Source organism: Alteromonas sp. AMM-1 (genome assembly GCF_047290655.1).
GTDB classification, from domain to species: domain Bacteria; phylum Pseudomonadota; class Gammaproteobacteria; order Enterobacterales; family Alteromonadaceae; genus Alteromonas; species Alteromonas mangrovi.
In genome coordinates this window covers 40,251-62,447 of record NZ_JBLBUE010000011.1, presented here as the reverse complement: position 1 = coordinate 62,447, position 22,197 = coordinate 40,251, and the positions used below count along the sequence as shown (strand labels likewise).

The following is a 22,197-nucleotide window of genomic DNA, read 5'->3' as shown; positions in this document are numbered from 1 at the left end:
TGGATTTAAGGCCGATACTGGTAACCATTTACCCGGCTGCCCCTCATTGCCTTTAGGCTCTCCAATAAAGGCATCAACAATAAAAACGACCAATCGCACTTGCTTGTCGCCGTAGTCATGTGTGATTGTCAGCAAAGGCTGCGTATGCGTAACAGTAATCGCAATCTCTTCTAGCAATTCCCTGCAAAGCGCGTTTTCAGCAGTTTCGTTTACCTCTACCTTGCCACCGGGAAACTCCCACTTGCCGCCCTGATGTTTATCACTGGCACGCAAACAAACAAATGTTTGGTCCTCTCTGATCACTACGCCAACCGCAACGTCTACCACTTTCATATTCACCTCTAATAAAAAAGGGGCAAACTGCCCCTTTGATTAACGCGCTTTCAGTATTACGACAATTTACCGTGACACTGTTTGTACTTTTGACCTGAACCACATGGACAAGGGTCATTGCGGCCAATCTTAGGACCTGTGCGTGGCATCGCTGCCTGTGCGGCTTGTGGACCACTCGCTTGCGGACCAGGCTCGCCATCTGCACTGGCGTGCTGATAATTCTTCGGCACATCATCAGCCTGACGGCGCTGTTCTTCCACTTTTTCAACGTCAGACTCAGCACGAACCTGCACCCGGCTCAGAATGGTAATCACTTCACTCTTCAGCGCTTCCAGCATGGTTGAAAACAATTCAAATGCTTCGCGCTTATATTCTTGTTTCGGGTTTTTCTGCGCATAACCACGTAAGTGAATTCCCTGACGCAAATGATCCATTGCAGCCAAATGTTCCTTCCAGTGACTATCCAGATTTTGCAGCATAACGGCTTTTTCGAACTGACGAAGTACCGCTTCGCCAACCATCTCTTCCTTGCCTTTATAAGCGGCCGTCAGCTCAGTCAGAATTTTATCACGTAGCTTTTCTTCATAAAGTTTGTCATCTTCATCAAGCCACTTCTGAATAGGTGCATCAAGGGCAAAATCGGCTTTCAGGCGTTGCTCAAGGCCGGCAACATCCCACATTTCTTCCAGTGACTGAGGCGGAATATACTCATCCACTACGCCACCAATAACATCTTCACGAATTGCTTGAATGGTTTCGCTGATGTCGCCTTCGTCCAGCAATTCATTTCGTTGCTCGTAAATCACCTTGCGCTGATCGTTTGCCACGTCATCATATTCCAGCAACTGCTTACGAATATCAAAGTTACGGCCTTCAACCTTGCGTTGAGCATTTTCTATGGCTCGGGTTACCCATGGGTGCTCAATGGCCTCACCACGCTCCATACCCAGGCGTTTCATCATGCTGGCCATCTTCTCAGAGGCAAAAATACGCATCAGGGCATCATCAAGTGACAGATAGAATCGCGAAGAACCTGGATCGCCCTGACGACCTGCACGACCGCGTAACTGGTTATCAATACGGCGTGATTCGTGACGCTCGGTACCAATGATATGTAAACCACCGGCTGCCAGCACTGCCTCGTGATCTTTCTTCCAGGCTTCTTTGATTTTAGCCTTTTGTTCCTCTGTTGGAGACTCAATCTTCGCCAACTCTGCCTGCCAGTTACCGCCCAGTACGATATCGGTACCACGACCGGCCATGTTAGTAGCAATCGTAACCGCACCGGGGCGACCTGCCTGAGCTACGATATCCGCTTCCTGTGCGTGGAACTTGGCATTCAGTACTTTATGTGCAATTTTTTCTTTCTTGAGAATGCGCGCAATCAGTTCAGAATTTTCAATGGAAATGGTACCTACCAGAACAGGCTGACCACGTTTAACACAGGCTTTAATGTCTTCAACGATCGCTTCGTATTTTTCCTGTGCGGTAAGGTAAATCAAATCCGCCTTGTCGTCACGCACCATCGGGCGGTTAGTGGGGATAACCACCGTTTCCAGACCATAAATATGCTGGAACTCGAAGGCTTCTGTATCCGCTGTACCTGTCATACCCGACAGCTTTTCATATAAACGGAAGTAATTCTGGAAGGTAATGGATGCCAGAGTCTGGTTTTCATTCTGAATTTTTACACCTTCTTTGGCTTCAACAGCCTGGTGTAAACCTTCAGACCAACGACGGCCTTCCATTGTGCGGCCAGTATGCTCATCAACAATAACAATGTCACCGTCTTTAACGATGTAATCAACGTCTTTCGCAAATAACTTATGTGCACGAAGTGCAGCATTGATGTGATGTAACAGCGAAATATTTCCCGCGTCGAACAAAGATTCATTTTCAGGCAGCAAGCCCTCGCGCTTGAGGATCTCTTCTACGTGAATTTGGCCTTTTTCAGTAAGGTGAATCTGTTTGGCTTTTTCGTCGATAGTGTAATCGCCGTCGCCATGCTTATCTTCTTCGTCTTCTTTATCTTGCTTAACCAATTCCGGAATAACGCGGTTAATACGCAAATATAACTCTGAGCTGTCTTCAGCTGCCCCAGAGATAATCAGTGGTGTACGGGCTTCGTCGATCAGAATGGAGTCAACTTCATCGATTACAGCAAAATACAGATCACGCTGAACGCGATCCTGTGGGCTGAACGCCATGTTGTCACGTAAATAGTCAAAGCCGAATTCGTTGTTGGTACCGTAGGTAATATCAGCCTGATACGCTTCGCGCTTTTGCGCAGATGCCATGCCTGGATCGTTACAACCAACCGTTAAACCAAGGAATTCAAATAAGCTTCTGCTCCATTCAGCATCGCGGCGGGCAAGATAGTCGTTTACCGTGATAACGTGAACACCACGACCGGTCAACGCATTTAAGTAAGTAGGTAAAGTCGAGGTGAGTGTTTTACCTTCACCGGTGCGCATTTCTGAGATCTTACCAGAGTGAAGCACCTGGCCACCGAGCATTTGCACGTCGAAATGACGCATCCCGTACACGCGTTTACTCGCTTCTCTTACAACAGCAAAGGCTTCAACCAGAATGTCATCGAGCGTTGCACCGTCCTTCAGTCGTTGCTTGAATTCTTCAGTCTTCTGCTTCAATGCAGCGTCGTCCAGTCCTTCAAACTCGGCTTCCAGAGCATTAATGGCGCTAACCTGCTTTTGTAATTTTTTTAATAGTCGGTCGTTACGACTGCCAAAAACTTTTCTGAGAATGCTTGCAAACATTGTGTTGGTATTTCCACTGCTGTAATCAAAAATAACCTGCTCGGGCTACCCCAGGGCAAGTCGCGTTTCAGACTGGTTTGATAGAGAGTACGTTATTTGTTGTAAACGTAAGGAAGAGGATCGACTTTCTGGCCGCTCTTGATGACTTCATAATGCACGTGTGCTCCCGTCGAACGACCGGTACTGCCCATTTGTGCAATAACCTGACCCTTGGTAACCAGATCGCCTTTATTCACCAAAAGCGAATCGTTATGCCCATACCGTGTCACAAGCCCGTCTCCGTGCTCGATTTCTACAAGTTTGCCATAACCGTACCTGTCACCTGACCAGGTTACTATGCCCGCAGCCGTGGCAACAACATCGTCACCTACTTCGCCGGCGAAATCCAATCCACTATGCATGGCAGGCTGGCCCGTAAACGGGTCGGCTCGCATACCATAGTAAGACGACAACCATCCTTTCTCTATCGGACGACCCGATAAACTAATCTGTTCATCTATATGGTGTCCGGTAACCAATCTTTCAAGGGCATCCAGTTGCTGCTGCTTATAAAGCAACTGATTGCCTAATTCTTCTATAGGTGTAAGTAACCTGTCCTGTTCTTCCTGTAGCTGTTTAGCGACAGATACCGACGCCAGCCCGAAATCCTGAACTGACTGCTCGTCAATGCCCATCGCCTTTGCGAGAACCTGAGTTTTAGCATCGATTTTGTCAAGCGTAAGTCGCATTGCACTTAACTGTTCAGTAAGTGCTTTAACCTGCTCACCCGTAGCAGATTTTAATGCTTCGACCTGCTGCTTTTCGGCTTCAAGGATATTTTGCGCAATTTTAACGCGCGCGAGGTCTTCAAAGGAAGAATCAGTAGAACGGCTGGAAACCAGCACAAACAGCGACGACAATACAGTAAGGCTCACAATAGAGCGCACGCTCATACTGTGACGAACCCGTCTGTTTTTGCCTATAAATGTGACTGTTAATTTCATCGCTGTGTCTTAAATGCACAATTGTGCGCTGCGTTCTTTTGTTCTGATACTTGTTACAAACTTGCTAAAAATAACACGTTTTGCGCTATTCTAACGACAATTACCTTAAATAAACAACAAAAAAGCCGCCACAAGGGCGGCTTTTTCAGCAAAATTACTTATACCAGAGCAGGTTGCGCGTAACGAATAGGGGCTTCGTCTGACGACTCGTAGGTAACATATTCCCAGCAATCCTGTTGAGCCAACACTGCATTTAGCAGTTTATTGTTGAGTCCATGGCCAGTTTTATAAGCTGCCAGCTCACCAATGATGCTGTGTCCACCTAAGTACAAGTCGCCGATGGCATCCAGTATTTTATGCTTAAGGAATTCGTCATCATAACGAAGCCCTTCTGGGTTCAGTACGCGGTAATCATCCAGAGCTACAGCGTTTTCCATGCTGCCACCCAATGCCAGATTATTCGCATTCATGTATTCCAAATCACGCATAAAACCAAAGGTTCTGGCGCGGCTCACTTCATTCACATACGAGCAGGAATCAAAATCCATTACCATGTGCTGACGAGTCTGGCTGATTACCGGATGATCAAAATCAATTTGGAAATCTACACGGAAGCCGTCGTAAGGGCGCAATTCAGCCCACTTATCGCCGTCTTCTACGCGCACTGGTTTAGTCATTCGAATAAACCGCTTAGGCGCGTTCAGCTCTTCAATGCCGGCCGATTGTAATAAGAATACGAATGGGCTCGCACTACCGTCCATAATCGGTAGCTCATTGCTGTTTACTTCAACAATAATATTGTCAATACCCAGGCCTGCCAGCGCAGACGCCAGGTGCTCCACGGTGTGAATACTGACGCCATCTTCGTTGTTCAAACACGTACACAACATTGTGTTACCCACGGCGTTAGCGCGTGAGTGGATATCGACATGCGGATCAAGGTCAATACGCCGAAACACGATTCCCGTGTTCGCAGGCGCTGGCCGGAGAGTCATAGTGACCTTGTCTCCTTTATGCAACCCAATTCCAGTTTCCTGGACAGCATGTTTAATTGTACGTTGTCTAATCATCGATTTCGTATTACCTACACAAAAACGGTCGGCAATTATAGGGAGCCGACTATTACTTGTCAAAAATCTGTCATGAATATTACCGCATTACCAGCAATATTTAACGTCTCGACTGTAAAAGCTGTGTAAAGTTCTCTTTACTGGTTTAATCTGCTTGCTTACGCAGGAACGCAGGAATATCCAGATATTCAAGATCATTACCAGGCTGTGCGCTTTCGTCTGCCTTTAGCGCCTGGTTGCCGTCGGTACCACCTACAGCGCGGCTCTCACCGCCATTGTGATACTCACGGGCAGATGCCGATAAACGCGCACCTTCAGAGCTAACCAGTGCAATATCAGGCTTACGCTCCGCACCAATACCGGTAGCGACAACGGTAACCCGCAGTTCGTCGGTTAACTCCATGTCGATAACCGTTCCCACTACTACCGTTGCGTTTTCAGAAGCAAACGCCTTAACCGCATTACCTACAGTCTCAAATTCATCGATTGCAAAATCCGGACCAGCAGTGATATTCACCAGAATCCCACGGGCACCTGACAGGTCGATATCTTCCAGTAATGGACTGGCAATAGCCGCTTCTGCCGCTTCTTCAGCGCGATCCGGACCGGATGCTTTGCCGCTGCCCATCATGGCTTTACCCATTTCAGACATAACAGTGCGTACGTCGGCGAAGTCAACGTTAATCAGACCCGGGCGGGTAATTAATTCTGCAATACCTTGTACTGCGCCGCGCAATACGTCGTTTGCCGCACTGAATGCCTGCAACAATGGCGTACCAGGACCCATTACTTTTAACAGTTTTTCGTTCGGGATAGTAATCAAAGAGTCTACATTTCGCGACAGTTCTTCGATACCCTGATTAGCGAAATCAGTACGCTTCTTCCCTTCAAACGGAAATGGCTTGGTTACTACCGCAACGGTTAAAATACCCATTTCACGGGCAATTTTAGCCACTTCTGGTGCTGCACCTGTTCCAGTACCACCGCCCATACCTGCGGTGATAAATACCATGTCCGCGCCATCAAGGGCCTGACGAATGGTTTCACGGTCTTCCTGCGCTGCTTCACGACCCTTGTTTGGATCGGCGCCAGCACCCAGACCTTTGGTAACATTTGAGCCGATTTGTAACGTTACATCGGCTGATGAACTGCGTAATACCTGCGCATCGGTATTTACTGCAATAAATTCCACGCCTTCAATGCTATGCGACACCATGTGTTGCACTGCATTACCGCCGCCGCCACCAACACCGATGACTTTGATTACGGCTTCTTCACCGTGGCTATCCATTAATTCAAACATACTTACTCTCCGGTTTTGTACGTCTATACACACTTAACCAAACACAGTTATTGTGACAATTCCGTCGTCACGGTTGTGCGTGATTAAGCGCCCCCTAAAAAATAATTAAAATTCACCCTTGAACCAGCTTTGAACCCGCTTCCACATACTGTCTGTGGCGCGCTGCTTACTGGTTTTTTTATTATCAAATTGCATTTTTCCATATTGCAGAAGCCCAACTGCCGTTGCAAAACCTGCATCGTCTGTGTACTCCGACAAACCTACAATGCCCAGTGGCTTGCCCACTCTTACCGGCATTTGAAAAATTTCTTCTGCAAATTCAATCGCGCCTTCCATTTTGGCGGTACCGCCGGTCAATACCAGACCTGCAGCAATTTGCTCCTCAAAGCCACTGGCTTTGATTTCTTTATGCACTAACTCAAACAGCTCCTGGTACCGGGGTTCAATCACTTCTGCCAATGTATGGCGTGACATCACCCTTGCCGGGCGACCGCCGACACTGGGTACCTCAATGCTTTCTTCCATACTCACCATGTCTTTCAGCGCGCAGGCATAGTTCACCTTGATCTCTTCTGCGTTGCTGATGGGGGTACGGAATATCTTGGCTATGTCACTGGTAATTTGGTTTCCGGCCAGTGGAATAACCGCTGTATGACGAATAGCGCCATCAGTAAAAATCACAATATCCATGGTGCCGGCACCAATATCAACCACCGCAACACCTAATTCACGCTCATCGTCAGTAAGCACGGCATAGCTGGAAGCCAACGCAGAAAATATCAGTTGGTCGGCGTGTAGTTCACAGCGTTCAACACATTTAACCAGATTCTTGGCCATGTCATCGGCACAGGTAATAATGTGCGCTTCCGCTTCCATCCGTACACCGGACATGCCAACCGGGTTCTTTATCCCTTCCTGCACGTCAATAGTAAATTCCTGTGGTAACACATGCAGTAAGCGGCGTTCTGCTGCAATTGGCACAGAACGGGCTGCGTGTACCACGTTATCCACGTCTTCCTGGGTCACTTCCTGATTGTTAATCGGTACCATGCCACTTTCGTTCTGGCACTTCACATGACGCCCTGAAATGGACATAAACACAGACGACACCTGGCAATCTGCCATGAGCTCCATTTCATTCACGGCACTTTGAACTGACTTTACTACCAAATTCAGATCGTTAACGCCGCCTTTGTCCATTCCACGTGCGGCATGGGTACCCACCCCAACAATGCTGATTTGTTCATCATCCAGTAATTCACCGAGGACGGCTTTAACCCGGCTGGTACCGATGTCAAGTCCTACAATTAAATTACGTTCTGCCGCTTTAGACATTTAATTCTCTTAACTTTTTGTCGTGTTATTGTCGTCCCAGCCAACAGCTAGTCCGGTATCGTATCGCAAATCTACGTATTTCACTGCTTTGGGTTGCTTCGCCAGTAACGGATACACATCCACAAAACGCTGTAACCTGTCTATAAATTCCTGCCTGCCCAGATTCAGTTCTATACCGTTCTGTAACTGTACCTGCCAGGCGTACCGCTCACTCAGCGAGAGCTCCGCAATCGCCAGGTTCTGTCCTGCCAGCAGAGATTGCATGGCGTTATAACCTTCCAACGCGGTTTTCTCACTGCCACCAGGCCCAAATAATTTTGGCAGTCCCAGTGTTTTTCCCTCAGCGTTAAAGCTTTCGCCGTAAGGATTCAGCATTAAATCTTCATTCCAGCGCGCTACCGGCGTTTGCTCAACCAAATACACCTTAAGTCGATTTGGCCACTGCTTGCGCACCGATGCTCGATAAACCCATGGCTGTTGTTCCAACAGCTGATGGATGTCGTTGACGTCCAGGGCAAAAAAACTACCGGGTTGAGACTGGCGAATCAGCTTTTCCAGTTTCAACACGTCCAGATGCTTAAAGCGACCGGAAAAATCAATTACCTGCACCGGCGCCCGCTGCTCATCCTGCATCCAGGAGTAAGTTTTAATACCCGTTGCGACTAACACAGCAAACAACATCACCAAAAAGGTAATGCCGCCCCAAGGCACAGAATGCTGTTGCGCTGTCATGCTTACGCAGGCTCCATACTGGTTGCTAACACGGCCAGCACTAATTCCTGAAAACTGATCCCTGCCGCGGCTGCGGCTTTGGGAACCAGGCTCTTCTCTGTCATGCCTGGCACCGTATTGGCTTCCAGTAAATAAAACTGACCTGTGTGGCGGTCCTGCATTACATCTACCCGGCCCCAGCCGCTGGCAGATAACGCTTCAAACGCATTGGTACACAATTGTGCCAGCGTGCTTTCCTGTTCATCAGAAAGGCCGCTGGGGCAAAAGTACTGGGTAGTATTATCCTGGTACTTTGCTGAATAATCGTAAAACGTATGTGGGGTTGACATGCGGATTGATGGTAAAGCTTTACCCTGTACAACCGATACAGTGTATTCAAGACCATCTACGAACTGCTCTATCAGGACCTGATTATCATAATTAAAGGCGTCCTGAACGGCGGTTTCTAGTTGTTTAGCGCTTGTCACTTTGGCCATCCCAATACTCGAACCTTCCCGAGCGGGTTTGACCATGACTATTCCCCCTAATTTTTCCATTATAGCGCCGCATGATCCAGCTTCAAAGCGACTTTTTACAGCAATTTCATATTTCGCAGTAGGAAGTTGCAGGCATTGCCAGATTTGCTTGGTGTGGATTTTATCCATCGATAAAGCCGACCCCAACACACCGCTTCCGGTATAGGGAATACCCAGTTGTTGAAGGGCGCCTTGCATGGAGCCATCCTCGCCTCCGCGACCATGTAGCATTATCATTACACGATCAACATTTTCCGCTAACAAATCAGTTAGTTGCCGTTCAGCAGTATCAAAGGCAAAGGCATCTACACCTGCTGATTGCAACGCACTCAGTACTGCTTTCCCGGAGTTCAGCGATACCGCGCGTTCAGCCGATTCACCGCCCAGCATCACTGCAACGCGCCCGTATTGTTGCGCAGAATACGTGGTAAATTTCATGACGTTTGCCCCTGAAGATTTGCGGGTTCCATACCGGTTGCCGCCAGTTTTTTTGCGAGTTGGCCAATATTACCCGCTCCCTGAGACATCACAATATCACCATCCTGCAGTTGATTGGCCAGAATTAGTGGTAATTCTTCATGGCTACTCACGTATACAGGTTCCAGTTGCCCCCTGGCGCGAATCGATCTGGCAAGCGCCCTGCTATCGGCCCCTTCGATAGGCTGTTCACTGGCCGCGTAGACATCCAGCAACAACAAACAATCTACCTGGGACAACACTTCCACAAAGTCTTCGTACAAATCGCGGGTCCGGCTGTAACGATGTGGCTGATATACCATCACCAAACGTTGGGATGGCCAGTTATTGCGCGCAGCAGCAATTGTTGCAGCCACTTCTGTAGGGTGATGACCGTAGTCATCTACCAGGGTAATATGTCCCACTGAAGTATCAAACTGGCCCAGTATTTCAAATCGGCGACCTATTCCACCAAAGGTTGAGAGTGCCTTGCAAATAGCGTCGTCTTCGATGCCTTCCTCGGTGGCTACCGTAATGGCTGCCAGTGCATTGAGCACATTGTGTGTACCGGTCAGATTTAATTCAATGGTAAGTACAGGTTTGTTCGGTCGTGACACATCGAAACGGGTGCGTCCAAAACTAAACTGAATATTGGTAGCCCGCACGTCGTTGTCATCTTTCAATCCGTATGTCAGTACGCTGCGACCAATTCTGGGCAGTAACTCGCGAATGACCGGGTCGTCGCCGCATACCACAGCCTGACCATAAAATGGCAGGTTGTGTAAGAATTCAATGTAGGTGTCGGTCATTTTAGAAAAATCACCGTCATAGGTAGCCATGTGGTCGGCTTCTATGTTGGTTACTACGCTCATCATGGGCTGTAAATGTAAAAACGACGCATCGCTCTCGTCTGCTTCAGCAATCAGATAGCGGCTCTTGCCTAGCCGGGCATTGGTGCCTGCGCTGTTGAGTAATCCACCAATCACAAAAGTAGGATCAGTCTCTGCTTCTGCAAAAATAGTGGCTATCAGACTGGTGGTGGTTGTTTTACCGTGTGTACCCGCTACCGCAATGCCGTGGCGAAAACGCATTAACTCCGCCAGCATTTCTGCGCGCCGGATAATGGGAATGCGCTGTTGACGGGCATACTGTATTTCAGGATTGGATTCATTGATCGCACTGGACACCACTACAACGTTGGCTCCTTCCACATTTTCGGCCTTGTGACCAATGGCAATGCACGCCCCCAGTGCCGACAGGCGCTGGGTCATTGCGCCAGCCTGAATGTCGGAACCGGCTACCTGATAACCTTCATTCAATAACACCTCAGCAATGCCGCCCATGCCGGCACCGCCAATACCCACAAAAAAGATACGCGTAACTTTGCGCATCTGCGGGCTTTGAAAAGGTGTTTGTAAAACCATGTACTACTCTCCAATTACAACGTGTTCGCAAGCGTCAGCCACCAGGCCCGCTGCGTTATGCGGTGCAAACTGTTTCGCCTTATGCGCAATCAGACTGCACTGCTGTGGATCATCGATCCAGCTTTGAATTAAACCGGGCAGCAATTCACTCAGTTTTGCCTGAGGCACCAACGCTGCCGCGTGATTGTCTGCCAGCGAGCGGGCATTTTGCGTTTGGTGGTCGTCCACCGCATGCGGCAGTGGTATAAAAATGGCTGCCTTTCCCGCTGCTGCGACTTCGGCAACGGTGAGCGCGCCGGCCCGGCACACAATAAAATCAGCCCATTGATAGGCTTCTGCCATGTCATCAATAAATTCTGTCACTCTGACGGTGGTCTTACCGTAAGCCTGCGTAACAGCATCGGCATTACCCTTGCCACTTTGATGCCAGATATTCAATCCCGATAAATTTTTGCATAATTCCGGGATCTGTTCGTTCAGAGGACGTGCGCCAAGGCTGCCGCCCACCACCAGCATATTCAATGGCAACTGTGACGTTGCCTTAGCCTGCAAGGTAAGAATGGTAGAGCGAACCGGATTCCCCGCGTTCACACATTTTTTCTGCTGTTTACCAAAGTGAATTTTGGCCGATTCAAATCCCAGCATAATGCGCTTTGCCACTCTAGCAAGTAGTCGGTTAGTCATGCCAGGCACGGCATTTTGCTCGTGAACCACCACCGGGATACCAAGGCTCCAGGCAGCGAGTCCACCTGGTCCACTGGCGTAACCGCCCATGCCCAGAACAACATCAGGCTTGATTGACTTAACCAGCTTACGTGCGGCAATCAGTGATTTTAGCAGTGCCCATAGGCCAGTTACCCGGGCCTGAATACCTTTTCCGCGCAAGCCCTTAACCGGAATAAAGTGAATAGGATATCCATGCTGAGGCACTACCTGGGCTTCCATGCGTTCAGCCGTACCCAGCCAGTCGATATGCCACCCGCGTTTTACCAGGGTATCAGCCACTGCGATCCCCGGAAACACGTGTCCTCCGGTGCCGCCTGCCATGATAAGACAACGCTTAGCCATGCTGCGTCTCCTCATCATCGAGTAAGCTGGCGTCTTCTGCCATATCCTCAGCACTTTGCATCGCTTGTTTTACTTTGGCTTTGGCTTCTTGCTTTTTACTGCGCCTTGCTTCCCGTTTAGTGTCGGCTTTAACGCCTTTGGTGAGCGCTTGAACACCCGATACGCGCAATTCAAAATCAATGCGCAACAACAATGACACGGCAACCGCCATTACAATAAGACTTGAACCACCATAACTGACCAATGGCAAGGTTAAGCCTTTGGTAGGCAGAATACCGGCACTGGCGCCAATGTTGACAGCCGTCTGAAAGCTGAACCAAATACCAATCGAATACGCCATGAAGCCATCAAAAGGGCGGTCGCTGGCGAGTGCTTTGTTGCCAATTTGCAACGCTCGCAGTACCAGCCATAACATCAGCATCAATACCATCATTACGCCAACAAAGCCCAGCTCTTCTGCCAGGATAGCCATAACGAAGTCGGTGTGAGCTTCGGGTAAGAATTCGAGCTTCTGTAAGCTGTTGCCTAATCCCTGTCCAAACCAGTTACCCCTGCCATAGGCCATTAAGGATTGTGTAAGCTGGTAGCCGCTGCCAAATGGGTCGGCCCAGGGATCAAGAAATGACGTTACCCGCCTTAAACGGTATTCCTCGAACACGATCAACGCGACAACGGCCAGAATGCCTACAAACATGAGTGCGAAAAACTGCCATAACCTGGCACCGGCCAAAAAAAGCAATCCAATAGTGGTTGCAAGCATGACAACCACGGTACCCAGATCTGGCTGGGCCAATAGCAACAATGCCAGAATGAAGAACACGACCAGAGGCTTAATAAAGCCTTTCAGATTTTCAGTTACTTCGTCGTAGCGTCGCACCAGATAGCCAGCCAGATAACAGAAAAAGAACAGTTTGGCTGGTTCTGCAGCCTGAATAGTAATTGGGCCAATTGCAAGCCAACGGGTAGAGCCATTTACGTTGCGACCGATCAGTAATACGGCAACCAGCAAACCGATCGCCAATAACAACATATAGGGATTAGCAACACGCCAAAACTGCATGGGCAGTTGCACTACCACCATCGCGGCAATAATGGCAGCAATTAAATAAATACCGTGTCGAATGGCGAAGTAAAACGGGTTGTCATGGATCCTGTCAGCAATCGGCATGGATGCGGAACACACAATGACCAGGCCAATTGCCATCAGCGCAAACGCAACCAGCACAATGCTGCCGTCGAATACCGGCTCACTGTGCACGGGTTGATCGTGACGGGCAGAAAACAGCGAAGCTAGCTGGCTGGTCACGGCGTTCATGCTGGCAGCTCCTGAATTGCGTTAGCAAATACTTCGGCCCGGTGCTGATAGTTTTTAAACATATCAAGGCTGGCACACGCAGGTGAAAGCAGAACAGTATCCCCCGGCTGTGCCATCGATGCGGCCAGCGCAACGGCCTCTGGCATGGTAGCAACGTAATGTCCGTTTGCAGCAATGTCGCTGAGCACTTTACCGTCGCGCCCCATTGCGATTACCGCATTCACGTGTTTATCGAATAACGGCTTAAGCGCGGTTAAATCAGCACCTTTGGCGTCGCCTCCGGCAATGAGTATTAACCGGCCGGCCAGTGTCGGACCCAGGCCAATCAGTGCTGCTTCCGTTGCGCCTATATTGGTCGCTTTTGAATCGTCGATATAGGTAACCCCGCCTTTCACCGCGATTTTTGCACAGCGATGCGGAGCAGGTTTGAACGTTTTTACTGCCTGAGCTGCCTGCTCAACATCCACATTTAATACCGACACTAACGCCAGCGATGCCTGAATGTTTAGCGCATTGTGCAACCCAACAAGTTGAGTGTCGACCATACGAAGTATCGGCTGACCGTTGTACAGAATAGTCTGTGTTTCACCTCGCCAGCCAAAACCGGTGCTGCATTCAGTTAAACCCGTTTGAATAACGGGTATAGCCGAATCCGTAGGCAGGGTTTCGTTGTCATCACGGTTTACGGCAGCGCACCGGGCGTGAAAAAATATCCGTTGCTTGGCAGCCCGGTAGGCATCTAACGTACCATGGCGATCCAGATGATCGGCAGATACGTTAAGTAAAGTAGCAGCGTGCAGATTAAGTGATACGGTGGTTTCCAACTGAAAACTCGATAATTCCAGAACAGCAACCTCAGGCTTGAGCGACAATGCGTCAAGCGCGGGCAAACCCACGTTACCAGCCGCAATGGCATTGATACCCAGTTGTTGAAGAATATGCGTAGTTAGCAGTGTAACAGTGGTTTTGCCGTTTGAGCCGGTAATGCCTATCACCGGGCATTGCACAGCCTGGGCAAAGAGTTCGATATCACCAACCACTTGTACACCGCTGGCCGCCGCGTTCTGAATGGCAGGTAGCGCGGGTGAAATACCGGGACTCACCACCAGTACTTCCATTCCCTGCCAATAATTATCCGGCAATTCACCGCATACAACATCAATAGTGAGCGTGTCGGGTATATGGGCATGCGGGCGGGTATCCCACAGCTTCACCTGCTTTCCCTGATCCAGTAAATAACGCACGCAGGACAGCCCCGATAGCCCGGAGCCTGCAACAACAAAATGTGTAGCGTTATTCAGTAAGTTATTCATTAGCGTAGCTTTAATGTTGCCAGACCAATCAGAACCAGAATCAGAGAAATGATCCAAAAGCGCACTATAACGCGTGGTTCCGGCCAGCCTTTTAATTCGTAGTGATGGTGGATAGGCGCCATTCTGAAAATGCGTTGCCCACGCAACTTGTACGACCCCACTTGCATGATCACCGAGAGTGTTTCGATAACAAATACGCCCCCCATGATAATCAGTACAATTTCCTGTCTGACTAACACTGCAAGTATGCCAAGCGTACCGCCTAGCGCCAGTGAGCCTACATCGCCCATAAATACCATGGCCGGATAGGTGTTAAACCATAAAAAGCCCAGGCCAGCACCAACTATAGCCGTGCACACAATCACCAGTTCACTGGTAAGCGGTATGTAGGGAATATTCAGATACGCTGAAAAATTCACGTTACCCGTAACGTACGCAAAAATCGCAAACGCGCCGGCTACCAGAATGGTAGGCACAATCGCCAGACCATCCAGACCATCGGTTAAATTTACCGCATTGCTGGTGCCTACTAACGCGAAATACACAATCGCAATATAGAAAATACCCAACTGCGGTAGCACATCTTTGAAGAAAGGAACCAACAAGGCTGTTTCTTCCATTTGCTGTGCGCTGCTGTACAGGTAAAATGCAACACACAACGCAATGGCCGACTGCCAGAAGTATTTCCAGCGTGCAATCAGGCCTTTGGAATCCTTGCGGATCACCTTACGGTAATCGTCAACAAATCCCACAATGCCGAAAGTAACCACCACAAACAGCGTAACCAACACGTAGCGGTTACTCAGATCTGCCCATAACAGTACGCTTGTTACTATAGCCGCAAGTATTAACAAGCCGCCCATGGTTGGTGTGCCCGCTTTAGACAAATGCGATTGCGGGCCATCGTTGCGAACCGTTTGGCCAATCTGCATCATTTGCAGCCAGCGAATCATCTTCGGACCAATTAATATGGCAATCAGCAGAGCCGTTAGTGTGCTCAGAATTGCACGCATAGTTAGATACGAAAATACGTTAAACCCAGTCTCAAACTGCGTTAGCCAGTCGGCGAGCCAGATCAACATGCAATTTTCTCCCGCCGACGATTAAGCTTTCCCAATGGGGATTCCTCCAGTGCTGTAATTACCTGTTCCATTCTGGCGCTGCGCGATCCTTTCACCAGAATAGTCAGGTCGCGTTGCTCATTACCCAAATCATTCACGATCGCCTCAATCAGCGCGGGCTTGTCGCTAAAGTGAAAGGCCCCTTGTCCGAAAGCCGTGGTGGCACTTTGGCTCAGTACGCCAACGGTATACAGACAATCCACACCGCGTTGCATGGCGTATTCGCCTACCTGTTCATGGTAGTAACGGGACTGCTCACCCAGTTCAGCCATGTCACCCAGCACCAGTACCCGCTTACCGGCAAAGCTGGCCAGCGTATCAATTGCGGCTTTTACCGAGCCCACGTTCGCATTGTAAGTATCATCCAGTAAACGCACCTGGTCGGTAAGTGGCACCACTTTGAGGCGACCGCCTACCGTTTTCATTGCCAGCAAGCCAAATTTCACGTCTTCGAGTGTTGCGCCTACCGCCAGTGTCAGCGCAGCGGAGACCAACGCATTGCCGACGTTATGCATACCGGGTACCGACAAACGCACTTCTGCCGTGCCTTTTGGCGTATGCATAACAAATTCAGCACAACCATTTAAATCAATGGTGATATCTGACGCATAGTAATCGGCTTCTGTACTGGCTGAATCTGGCGCAAAGGTTTGCACTGGCTGATACTTGAGTTTACCCAACCAAAATTCTGCAAACTGGCTATCGCGGTTAACAATGGCCAGGCCGTTATCCCCTAACCCTTTAAAAATTTCACTTTTAGCTCGCGCTACGCCAAGCAAACTGCCAAAGCCTTCCAAATGCGCTGCGGCCGCATTAACAATAGTGGCCACATCCGGTTTTACCAGATTAGTGGTATACGCAATCTCACCCAGGTGATTCGCACCCATTTCAATTACCGCGTATTCGTGCTCTGGAGTAAGACGCAATAAAGTCAGAGGTACACCAATGTCGTTATTGAAGTTGCCGGCGGTTGCCAACACGTTTCCGCGCTGTGCCAAGATTGCCGCACACATTTCTTTTACTGTAGTTTTACCGCTACTGCCGGTTATTCCGATAGTTTTTGGCTGAACAGCTGCCTTCACCGCTGCGCCTAACTCACCCAATGCGGTTTTGGTATCGTCTACATAAATTACCGGTACCTGCGCAGCAAGCCCGGCAGCAATTGGTGTACTGGCGATGATGGCACTTGCCCCCGCGTTTACAGCGGCCTCAGCAAAGGCGTGTCCATCAAAATTGTCGCCCTTTAATGCCAGATACACGTCGCCCTGGTTCAACTGCCGGGTGTCAGTGCTCACAGCACTTACTGTAATATCGTTACCTTCCAGTCTTCCCTGGATCTGTTGTGCAATCCATGCCAGCGTTGTGTTTATCATTTGCTGCACTCCTGCTGCAAACGGGCGATCACTGCCCGTTCGTTATAGTTAATTCGCTGCTTACCAATAATTTGATAATCTTCATGCCCTTTACCGGCGGCCAGAATTAAGTCGTCTTTGTCGGCATGTGTCAGACAATAGCGAATGGCCTGCTCGCGATCGGGAATATCCATTGCCAAATCAGGCTGAGTGAGTCCGGCCTTGATGTCGTTGGCAATGGCTTGCGCCTGCTCAGAGCGACTGTTGTCTGTTGTGATCACTAGGTGATCTGCGCCTGCCTCAGCGGCCTGAGCCATGAGTGGCCGTTTTCCTTTGTCACGGTCGCCACCACAACCAAATACACACCACACTTTACCCTTGGTGTGACTGCGTAGTGCCGACAAGGCTTTTTCCAACGCATCGGGTGTATGGGCGTAGTCCACTACCACATTGGCGTTATTCGCAAACTCAAACACCTCTAGTCGACCGGGTACCGCATGCACTTGTTCCAGTGCACTAACCACATTGGCGAAACGCTCTCCCTGACATAACAAAGCGGCCGTTGCACTCATCAGATTAGCGATGTTAAATGCGCCTAATAACGCTACCTGCACCACAGTTGTCCCCCACGAACTCGCGAGTCTGAACTGACATCCATTGGCATGGTATTGCACATTTGTGGCAAAACAATAGCGCTGTTCGGGCAAATTCTGCGGTACTTCTGCCAACACATTGGTCCACACAACCTCAATGCGATCAGCCGCCGCTTTCTGCCATGCTTCACTCGCCGGATCAGCCTGATTAAGCACAATCCGACGCATGCCTGGCAGATTGAGTAATGCGCGTTTGGCTTCAGCATAAGCATCCATTGTGCCGTGATAATCAAGGTGATCGCGGGTAAGATTTGTAAACACGCCGATGTCGGTTTTTACTTGCTTCAGGCGATCCTGAACCAATGCATGGGAGGACACTTCGTAGGCAACTTGCTGTACTTCCTGTTGCACAAATTCGGCTAGCAGATACTGCATATAAATTGCGTCGGGAGTGGTATTGCCATTACTGGCCGGCGCATAGGAAGCCTCATCGCGGTAGATACCACTGCCTAGCGTACCAATCGACGCGGCGCGGTGACCCAACCGATGCTTCATTTGGGTAATTAATTGCACCACAGAGGTTTTGCCATTGGTGCCGGTAACACCAATAGTGGCAAGTTTATTGGCTGGATAATCATAAAACGCAGCAGCCAATGCAGACAGCAGTGTTCTTAATCCCCAAAAATGCATGATAACTGTGTGTTCACGCATAGTGATGTGGCCATGCTCGCTGGCGTCATCCGCTTCAGCAAGAATGGCCCTGGCCCCCAAACTGATAGCCTGAGGAATGAAATCACGTCCATCCTGCTGATGCCCTTTAACTGCCACAAACACCATTTTTGGTGTGACATCACGGCTGTCCAGCGTTAAACCCTGAACGCGAATATCCGGGGCATTCACACCGAACTTCAACATCAATGCATGCAGACTTTGGGTAAAAGCACTAACCACCATGAGACACCCTCTCAATTACCTGCGTGGCACTCATTTGTCTGTCATCCGGCGCAATATTGAGCAATTGTAATGCGCCACCCATTATTTCCGAAAACACCGGTGCGGCGGTGTCACCCGCATGATACAAATCGCCACCCGGTTCATTAATCAGCACCACTGTGACAAGCTGTGGGTTAGTGATTGGCGCAACGCCGGCAAAAATATTGACATATTCTTCGCCGTAACCACCCGCGACTGCCTTTCGACTGGTACCTGTTTTACCGCCTACCCGATAACCGGGAATGCGCGCTTTCACCCCTGAACCGTCATCCTGGGTAACGGTTTCCATCATGGCCAGAATGGCCTTAGCATTGCTTTCGCTGATCACGCGTTCTTCTGCAGGTTTATACGCCGAAGACTCAGTGTCGCGTACAATATTTAACGGGCGCTTTATACCACCGGCGGCAATAGTAGCGTACATTCTCGCCAGTTGCGCGGTAGTCACCGATATCCCATAGCCAAACGACAACGTAGCCAACTCAAATTCCGACCAGCGATTGCGCTCGTGGAATATGCCCGTACTTTCACCCGGCATATTTACGCCGGTATCCGACATCAGACCCATGTTGTAATACGTATCCAGCAGGAACTGTTTGGGTACCGACAAAGCCAGTTTTGACGTACCCATGTTACTGGAATGCTGAATTATTTCGGCTAGGCTGAGCTTGCCGTAATTGCGAACGTCCTTAACCAGACTCCCCCCAAGGCGCATCCAGCCTGGCGAGGTGTCTACGATATCGTTAGGTTTTACCACGCCAAATTCCAATGCACTTAACACTGCCAGCGGCTTTAGCGAGCTTCCCGGCTCGAACGCGTCGGTGATCACGCGGTTGCGCATACGATGGGGAGAAATATCACTGCGATCATTAGGGTTGAATGACGGAGCATTCACCATAGCCAGAATATCGCCACTGTGCACATCTACCACGATGGCCGACGCTGAACTGGCCTGGTAATACAACATAGCTTCTTTAATTTGCTTATAGGCCAGTGCCTGAATGCGCTGGTCAATAGTAAGCGCCAGGTTGCCAGCGGCTTCGCCGTCTGTGCTTTCAAGTACTTCTACCTGGCGGCCTTTCGCATCGCGTCGAATCTTACGACTACCAGGCGATCCGGTTAACCAGTCGTCATATAACCGTTCCAGCCCTTCAATACCCTGATCATCTACGTTGGTAATGCCAATGAGCTGTGCACCTACTTCACCGGTTGGATAATAACGGCGAGATTCTTTGCGCAAATAGACGCCCGGAATATCAAGTTGCTCTACATAGTCGGCCATAGCGGGGGAAACCTGACGTTGCAGGTATACAAAGCGTCGCTGAGGATTGTCTACTTTGCTAACCAGCTCATCTACGTCCTGCCCAATGACTTCTGCCAGAGCAAGCCAGCGACGGGTCTGGTTAAGCGCATTGGCATCGTGAATGACTTTGGGATCGGCGTAAATTGCACGTACCGGTACGCTAACAGCGAGTTCCACGCCATTGCGGTCGGTAATCAAACCGCGATAAGTTGGCATGTTGCGGGTACGCAACGTTCGGCTGTCACCCTGCTGGATCAAATCGTCAGGCTCGATTACCTGAATAAACGCGGCCCGCATGGCCAATACCAAAAACACCAGAATGATAACGCCCAGTACCACCAGGAAGCGCCATTGCATTGGGCCCGGCCGGTTATTCATTTTTGCGCCGCTGGTCTTTGACTTACTGGCTTTTAAGGTAATGGTAGTCATTTTATACGCACCACTACTTCGTCTTCTGCACCAGGGCGCTGCATATCCAGATGCTTCTCTACCAACGCCTCAATGCGGTTGTGTTCGGTGAGCGCACGCTGTTCTAATACCAGATTCCGCCACTCTACATCCAGGTCGTCCTTCTCGCGCATCAGCTGTTCTAATGCGATGTTTTGCTGACGATTATGGTGACTGCTCAGGATCACCGCCAGCGCACTTGCAATGACCGCTATAAACAACAAAACCCGCACTTTATGGCGGGTCAATTCGGTAACCAGGATGAGCAGTAAATTAAAGTTCGTCGTTGAGCTTGTCATCGTTTTTCCGCCACCCTGAGTACCGCACTTCGGGACCGGACGTTAACCGCCAGCTCATCATCGCCAGGCTTGATAGCCTTGCCTATCAACGTCAATACTTTATCTGCATCGATCTCCCGTTGGGTTAATGGCAAGCCGTGTGGAACGGCTTTACCTTTGCTTTGTTCCTTCATAAATCGCTTTACCAGGCGATCTTCCAGCGAGTGAAACGAAATCACCGCCAAGCGACCCTGAGGCTTCAGTATGGCGGTAGCGGCTTTCAAACCCACGCGTAATTGTTCCAGTTCGGCATTAATGTAAATACGGATGCCCTGGAAAGTGCGGGTGGCCGGGTGTTTGAATTTGTCTTTCACTGGCATGGCTTGCTCGATGATCTTCACCAGCTCAGTGGTACGGGTAATAGGCTTTACCTTGCGCTCGTTCACGATGGCATAGGCAATACGCTTACCAAATTTCTCTTCGCCAAATTCCTTAATAACCTGTGTAATATCCTGCTCATCAGCTTCTGCAAGCCATTCAGCAGCACTCAGGCCACGACTGGTATCCATGCGCATGTCTAACGGACCATCGCGCAGGAAACTGAAGCCTCGCTCGGCATCGTCTAATTGCGGTGAAGATACGCCTAAATCCATCAGCACACCGTCGATTTGCCCCGTTAACGACATCCCTTCAATAACGTTAGCCATATCGCCAAACGCAGAATGAACAATGGTAAAACGCTTGTCATCAGCAAAACGCTGGGCTGCTTCAATAGCCTGAGGATCGCGATCAAAAGCAATCAGGCGGCCGTTTTCGCCCAACTGAGATAAAATTTCACCGGAATGGCCGCCACGACCAAATGTGGCATCAATGTAGATCCCATCAGGCTTGATCGCCAGACCATCGAGACATTCCTGTAGTAGTACCGACGTGTGTTTGAAGCTGTCGCTCATAGAGAGAAGTCCTGTAGTCGCTCGGTCAGTTCAAATCCACCTGAACGTTCCACTTCCATATCAGCATCAATTTGCGTTGCCCAGATTTCAGCATCCCAAATTTCAAGCTTATTGAGTTGACCCACCAACATCACTTCTTTATCGAGTGCGGCGTGTTTGCGCAATGGCAACGACAGCAAGACGCGGCCGCTTTTATCCATTTCGCATTCTGTTGCATAACCCAGCAGTAATCGCTGCATGCGTCGTTCAGACGGGATCATGCTCGAAAACTTACTCAGTTTTAGTTCAATTTCTTCCCATTCGGGAAGTGGGTAAAGCAGTAAACAGCTTTGTTGTGTGTCAATAGTGCAGACCAGCTGTCCGTTGCAATCATCCAAAAGAGACTGTCGATACTTCGTAGGTATGGCCAGTCTCCCTTTTGTATCCAGATTGATTGCATTAGCGCCGCGGAACATTCCCCTAGCCTTTTTTATTTTGATCTTGTTGTTCTTGTTTTTGAGATCCGATCTGCAAAACCTTGATTATAGGATCCACTA

The 22,197-nt window shown here is 49.5% G+C and carries 19 protein-coding genes; all 19 read right to left on the bottom strand.

Annotated elements, in window-relative coordinates; all coding sequences use genetic code 11:
* A partial coding sequence (gene mutT / locus ACLR2L_RS04210) for an 8-oxo-dGTP diphosphatase MutT (protein ID WP_413365962.1) occupies nt 1–333 on the bottom strand: 333 nt, incomplete at its 3' end.
* A gap of 56 nt (nt 334–389) precedes the next feature.
* Entirely contained in the window at nt 390–3,110 is a 2,721-nt protein-coding gene (gene secA / locus ACLR2L_RS04205) for a preprotein translocase subunit SecA (RefSeq protein ID WP_413365960.1), read from the bottom strand.
* 92 nt (nt 3,111–3,202) lie between these two features.
* Nucleotides 3,203–4,093, bottom strand: coding sequence for a M23 family metallopeptidase (locus ACLR2L_RS04200; protein ID WP_413365958.1), 891 nt, complete (start codon nt 4,091–4,093; stop codon nt 3,203–3,205).
* A gap of 158 nt (nt 4,094–4,251) precedes the next feature.
* Complete coding sequence (lpxC, locus tag ACLR2L_RS04195; RefSeq protein ID WP_140959911.1) at nt 4,252–5,163, bottom strand: UDP-3-O-acyl-N-acetylglucosamine deacetylase; 912 nt, start codon at nt 5,161–5,163, stop codon at nt 4,252–4,254.
* Nucleotides 5,164–5,308: 145 nt separating this feature from the next.
* Nucleotides 5,309–6,466 (bottom strand): cell division protein FtsZ, encoded by a 1,158-nt coding sequence (gene ftsZ / locus ACLR2L_RS04190; protein WP_140959913.1) that lies wholly within the window; start codon nt 6,464–6,466, stop codon nt 5,309–5,311.
* Nucleotides 6,467–6,571: 105 nt separating this feature from the next.
* Nucleotides 6,572–7,801: a cell division protein FtsA gene (ftsA, locus tag ACLR2L_RS04185; RefSeq protein ID WP_413365955.1), complete on the bottom strand. Its 1,230-nt coding sequence runs from the start codon at nt 7,799–7,801 to the stop codon at nt 6,572–6,574.
* Between the two features lie 9 nt (nt 7,802–7,810).
* Complete coding sequence (locus ACLR2L_RS04180) at nt 7,811–8,533, bottom strand: cell division protein FtsQ/DivIB (RefSeq protein ID WP_413365953.1); 723 nt, start codon at nt 8,531–8,533, stop codon at nt 7,811–7,813.
* Between the two features lie 2 nt (nt 8,534–8,535).
* Nucleotides 8,536–9,486 (bottom strand): D-alanine--D-alanine ligase, encoded by a 951-nt coding sequence (locus ACLR2L_RS04175; protein WP_413365951.1) that lies wholly within the window; start codon nt 9,484–9,486, stop codon nt 8,536–8,538.
* Nucleotides 9,483–10,928, bottom strand: coding sequence for a UDP-N-acetylmuramate--L-alanine ligase (murC, locus tag ACLR2L_RS04170; RefSeq protein ID WP_413365949.1), 1,446 nt, complete (start codon nt 10,926–10,928; stop codon nt 9,483–9,485). The genes ACLR2L_RS04175 and murC overlap by 4 nt, the downstream gene beginning before the upstream one ends.
* A 3-nt stretch (nt 10,929–10,931) precedes the next feature.
* Nucleotides 10,932–11,996 (bottom strand): undecaprenyldiphospho-muramoylpentapeptide beta-N-acetylglucosaminyltransferase, encoded by a 1,065-nt coding sequence (gene murG / locus ACLR2L_RS04165; RefSeq protein WP_413365947.1) that lies wholly within the window; start codon nt 11,994–11,996, stop codon nt 10,932–10,934.
* Nucleotides 11,989–13,311, bottom strand: coding sequence for a cell division protein FtsW (gene ftsW, locus ACLR2L_RS04160; protein ID WP_413365945.1), 1,323 nt, complete (start codon nt 13,309–13,311; stop codon nt 11,989–11,991). Before ftsW ends, murG begins: the two co-directional genes overlap by 8 nt.
* Complete coding sequence (gene murD, locus ACLR2L_RS04155) at nt 13,308–14,624, bottom strand: UDP-N-acetylmuramoyl-L-alanine--D-glutamate ligase (protein ID WP_413365943.1); 1,317 nt, start codon at nt 14,622–14,624, stop codon at nt 13,308–13,310. Before murD ends, ftsW begins: the two co-directional genes overlap by 4 nt.
* Entirely contained in the window at nt 14,624–15,706 is a 1,083-nt protein-coding gene (mraY, locus tag ACLR2L_RS04150) for a phospho-N-acetylmuramoyl-pentapeptide-transferase (RefSeq protein WP_140959929.1), read from the bottom strand. Before mraY ends, murD begins: the two co-directional genes overlap by 1 nt.
* On the bottom strand, nt 15,700–17,118 hold the full coding sequence (locus tag ACLR2L_RS04145) for a UDP-N-acetylmuramoyl-tripeptide--D-alanyl-D-alanine ligase (RefSeq protein ID WP_413365941.1): 1,419 nt from the start codon (nt 17,116–17,118) through the stop codon (nt 15,700–15,702). The genes mraY and ACLR2L_RS04145 overlap by 7 nt, the downstream gene beginning before the upstream one ends.
* Nucleotides 17,115–18,644, bottom strand: coding sequence for a UDP-N-acetylmuramoyl-L-alanyl-D-glutamate--2,6-diaminopimelate ligase (locus tag ACLR2L_RS04140; protein WP_413365939.1), 1,530 nt, complete (start codon nt 18,642–18,644; stop codon nt 17,115–17,117). Before ACLR2L_RS04140 ends, ACLR2L_RS04145 begins: the two co-directional genes overlap by 4 nt.
* Nucleotides 18,634–20,412, bottom strand: a complete 1,779-nt coding sequence (locus ACLR2L_RS04135) for a peptidoglycan D,D-transpeptidase FtsI family protein (protein ID WP_140959935.1) — start codon at nt 20,410–20,412, stop codon at nt 18,634–18,636. The genes ACLR2L_RS04140 and ACLR2L_RS04135 overlap by 11 nt, the downstream gene beginning before the upstream one ends.
* Complete coding sequence (gene ftsL / locus ACLR2L_RS04130; RefSeq protein ID WP_140959937.1) at nt 20,409–20,729, bottom strand: cell division protein FtsL; 321 nt, start codon at nt 20,727–20,729, stop codon at nt 20,409–20,411. Before ftsL ends, ACLR2L_RS04135 begins: the two co-directional genes overlap by 4 nt.
* Nucleotides 20,726–21,661, bottom strand: coding sequence for a 16S rRNA (cytosine(1402)-N(4))-methyltransferase RsmH (gene rsmH / locus ACLR2L_RS04125; protein ID WP_413365936.1), 936 nt, complete (start codon nt 21,659–21,661; stop codon nt 20,726–20,728). Before rsmH ends, ftsL begins: the two co-directional genes overlap by 4 nt.
* Nucleotides 21,658–22,116 (bottom strand): division/cell wall cluster transcriptional repressor MraZ, encoded by a 459-nt coding sequence (mraZ, locus tag ACLR2L_RS04120; protein ID WP_140959941.1) that lies wholly within the window; start codon nt 22,114–22,116, stop codon nt 21,658–21,660. Before mraZ ends, rsmH begins: the two co-directional genes overlap by 4 nt.
* Nucleotides 22,117–22,197 lie beyond the last annotated feature (81 nt).

Bases quoted from the DNA above. Each gene is read 5' to 3' on its own strand.
- murC (WP_413365949.1), bottom strand. From the start codon at position 10,928: ATGGTTTTACAAACACCTTTTCAAAGCCCGCAGATGCGCAAAGTTACG.
- ACLR2L_RS04145 (WP_413365941.1), bottom strand. From the start codon at position 17,118: ATGATAAACACAACGCTGGCATGGATTGCACAACAGATCCAGGGAAGA.
- mraY (WP_140959929.1), bottom strand. From the start codon at position 15,706: ATGTTGATCTGGCTCGCCGACTGGCTAACGCAGTTTGAGACTGGGTTT.
- ACLR2L_RS04175 (WP_413365951.1), bottom strand. From the start codon at position 9,486: ATGAAATTTACCACGTATTCTGCGCAACAATACGGGCGCGTTGCAGTG.
- murG (WP_413365947.1), bottom strand. From the start codon at position 11,996: ATGGCTAAGCGTTGTCTTATCATGGCAGGCGGCACCGGAGGACACGTG.
- mraZ (WP_140959941.1), bottom strand. From the start codon at position 22,116: ATGTTCCGCGGCGCTAATGCAATCAATCTGGATACAAAAGGGAGACTG.
- ftsA (WP_413365955.1), bottom strand. From the start codon at position 7,801: ATGTCTAAAGCGGCAGAACGTAATTTAATTGTAGGACTTGACATCGGT.
- ftsW (WP_413365945.1), bottom strand. From the start codon at position 13,311: ATGAACGCCGTGACCAGCCAGCTAGCTTCGCTGTTTTCTGCCCGTCAC.
- secA (WP_413365960.1), bottom strand. From the start codon at position 3,110: ATGTTTGCAAGCATTCTCAGAAAAGTTTTTGGCAGTCGTAACGACCGA.
- ACLR2L_RS04180 (WP_413365953.1), bottom strand. From the start codon at position 8,533: ATGACAGCGCAACAGCATTCTGTGCCTTGGGGCGGCATTACCTTTTTG.
- ACLR2L_RS04140 (WP_413365939.1), bottom strand. From the start codon at position 18,644: ATGGTGGTTAGTGCTTTTACCCAAAGTCTGCATGCATTGATGTTGAAG.
- rsmH (WP_413365936.1), bottom strand. From the start codon at position 21,661: ATGAGCGACAGCTTCAAACACACGTCGGTACTACTACAGGAATGTCTC.
- murD (WP_413365943.1), bottom strand. From the start codon at position 14,624: ATGAATAACTTACTGAATAACGCTACACATTTTGTTGTTGCAGGCTCC.
- lpxC (WP_140959911.1), bottom strand. From the start codon at position 5,163: ATGATTAGACAACGTACAATTAAACATGCTGTCCAGGAAACTGGAATT.
- ACLR2L_RS04135 (WP_140959935.1), bottom strand. From the start codon at position 20,412: ATGACTACCATTACCTTAAAAGCCAGTAAGTCAAAGACCAGCGGCGCA.
- ACLR2L_RS04200 (WP_413365958.1), bottom strand. From the start codon at position 4,093: ATGAAATTAACAGTCACATTTATAGGCAAAAACAGACGGGTTCGTCAC.
- ftsL (WP_140959937.1), bottom strand. From the start codon at position 20,729: ATGACAAGCTCAACGACGAACTTTAATTTACTGCTCATCCTGGTTACC.
- ftsZ (WP_140959913.1), bottom strand. From the start codon at position 6,466: ATGTTTGAATTAATGGATAGCCACGGTGAAGAAGCCGTAATCAAAGTC.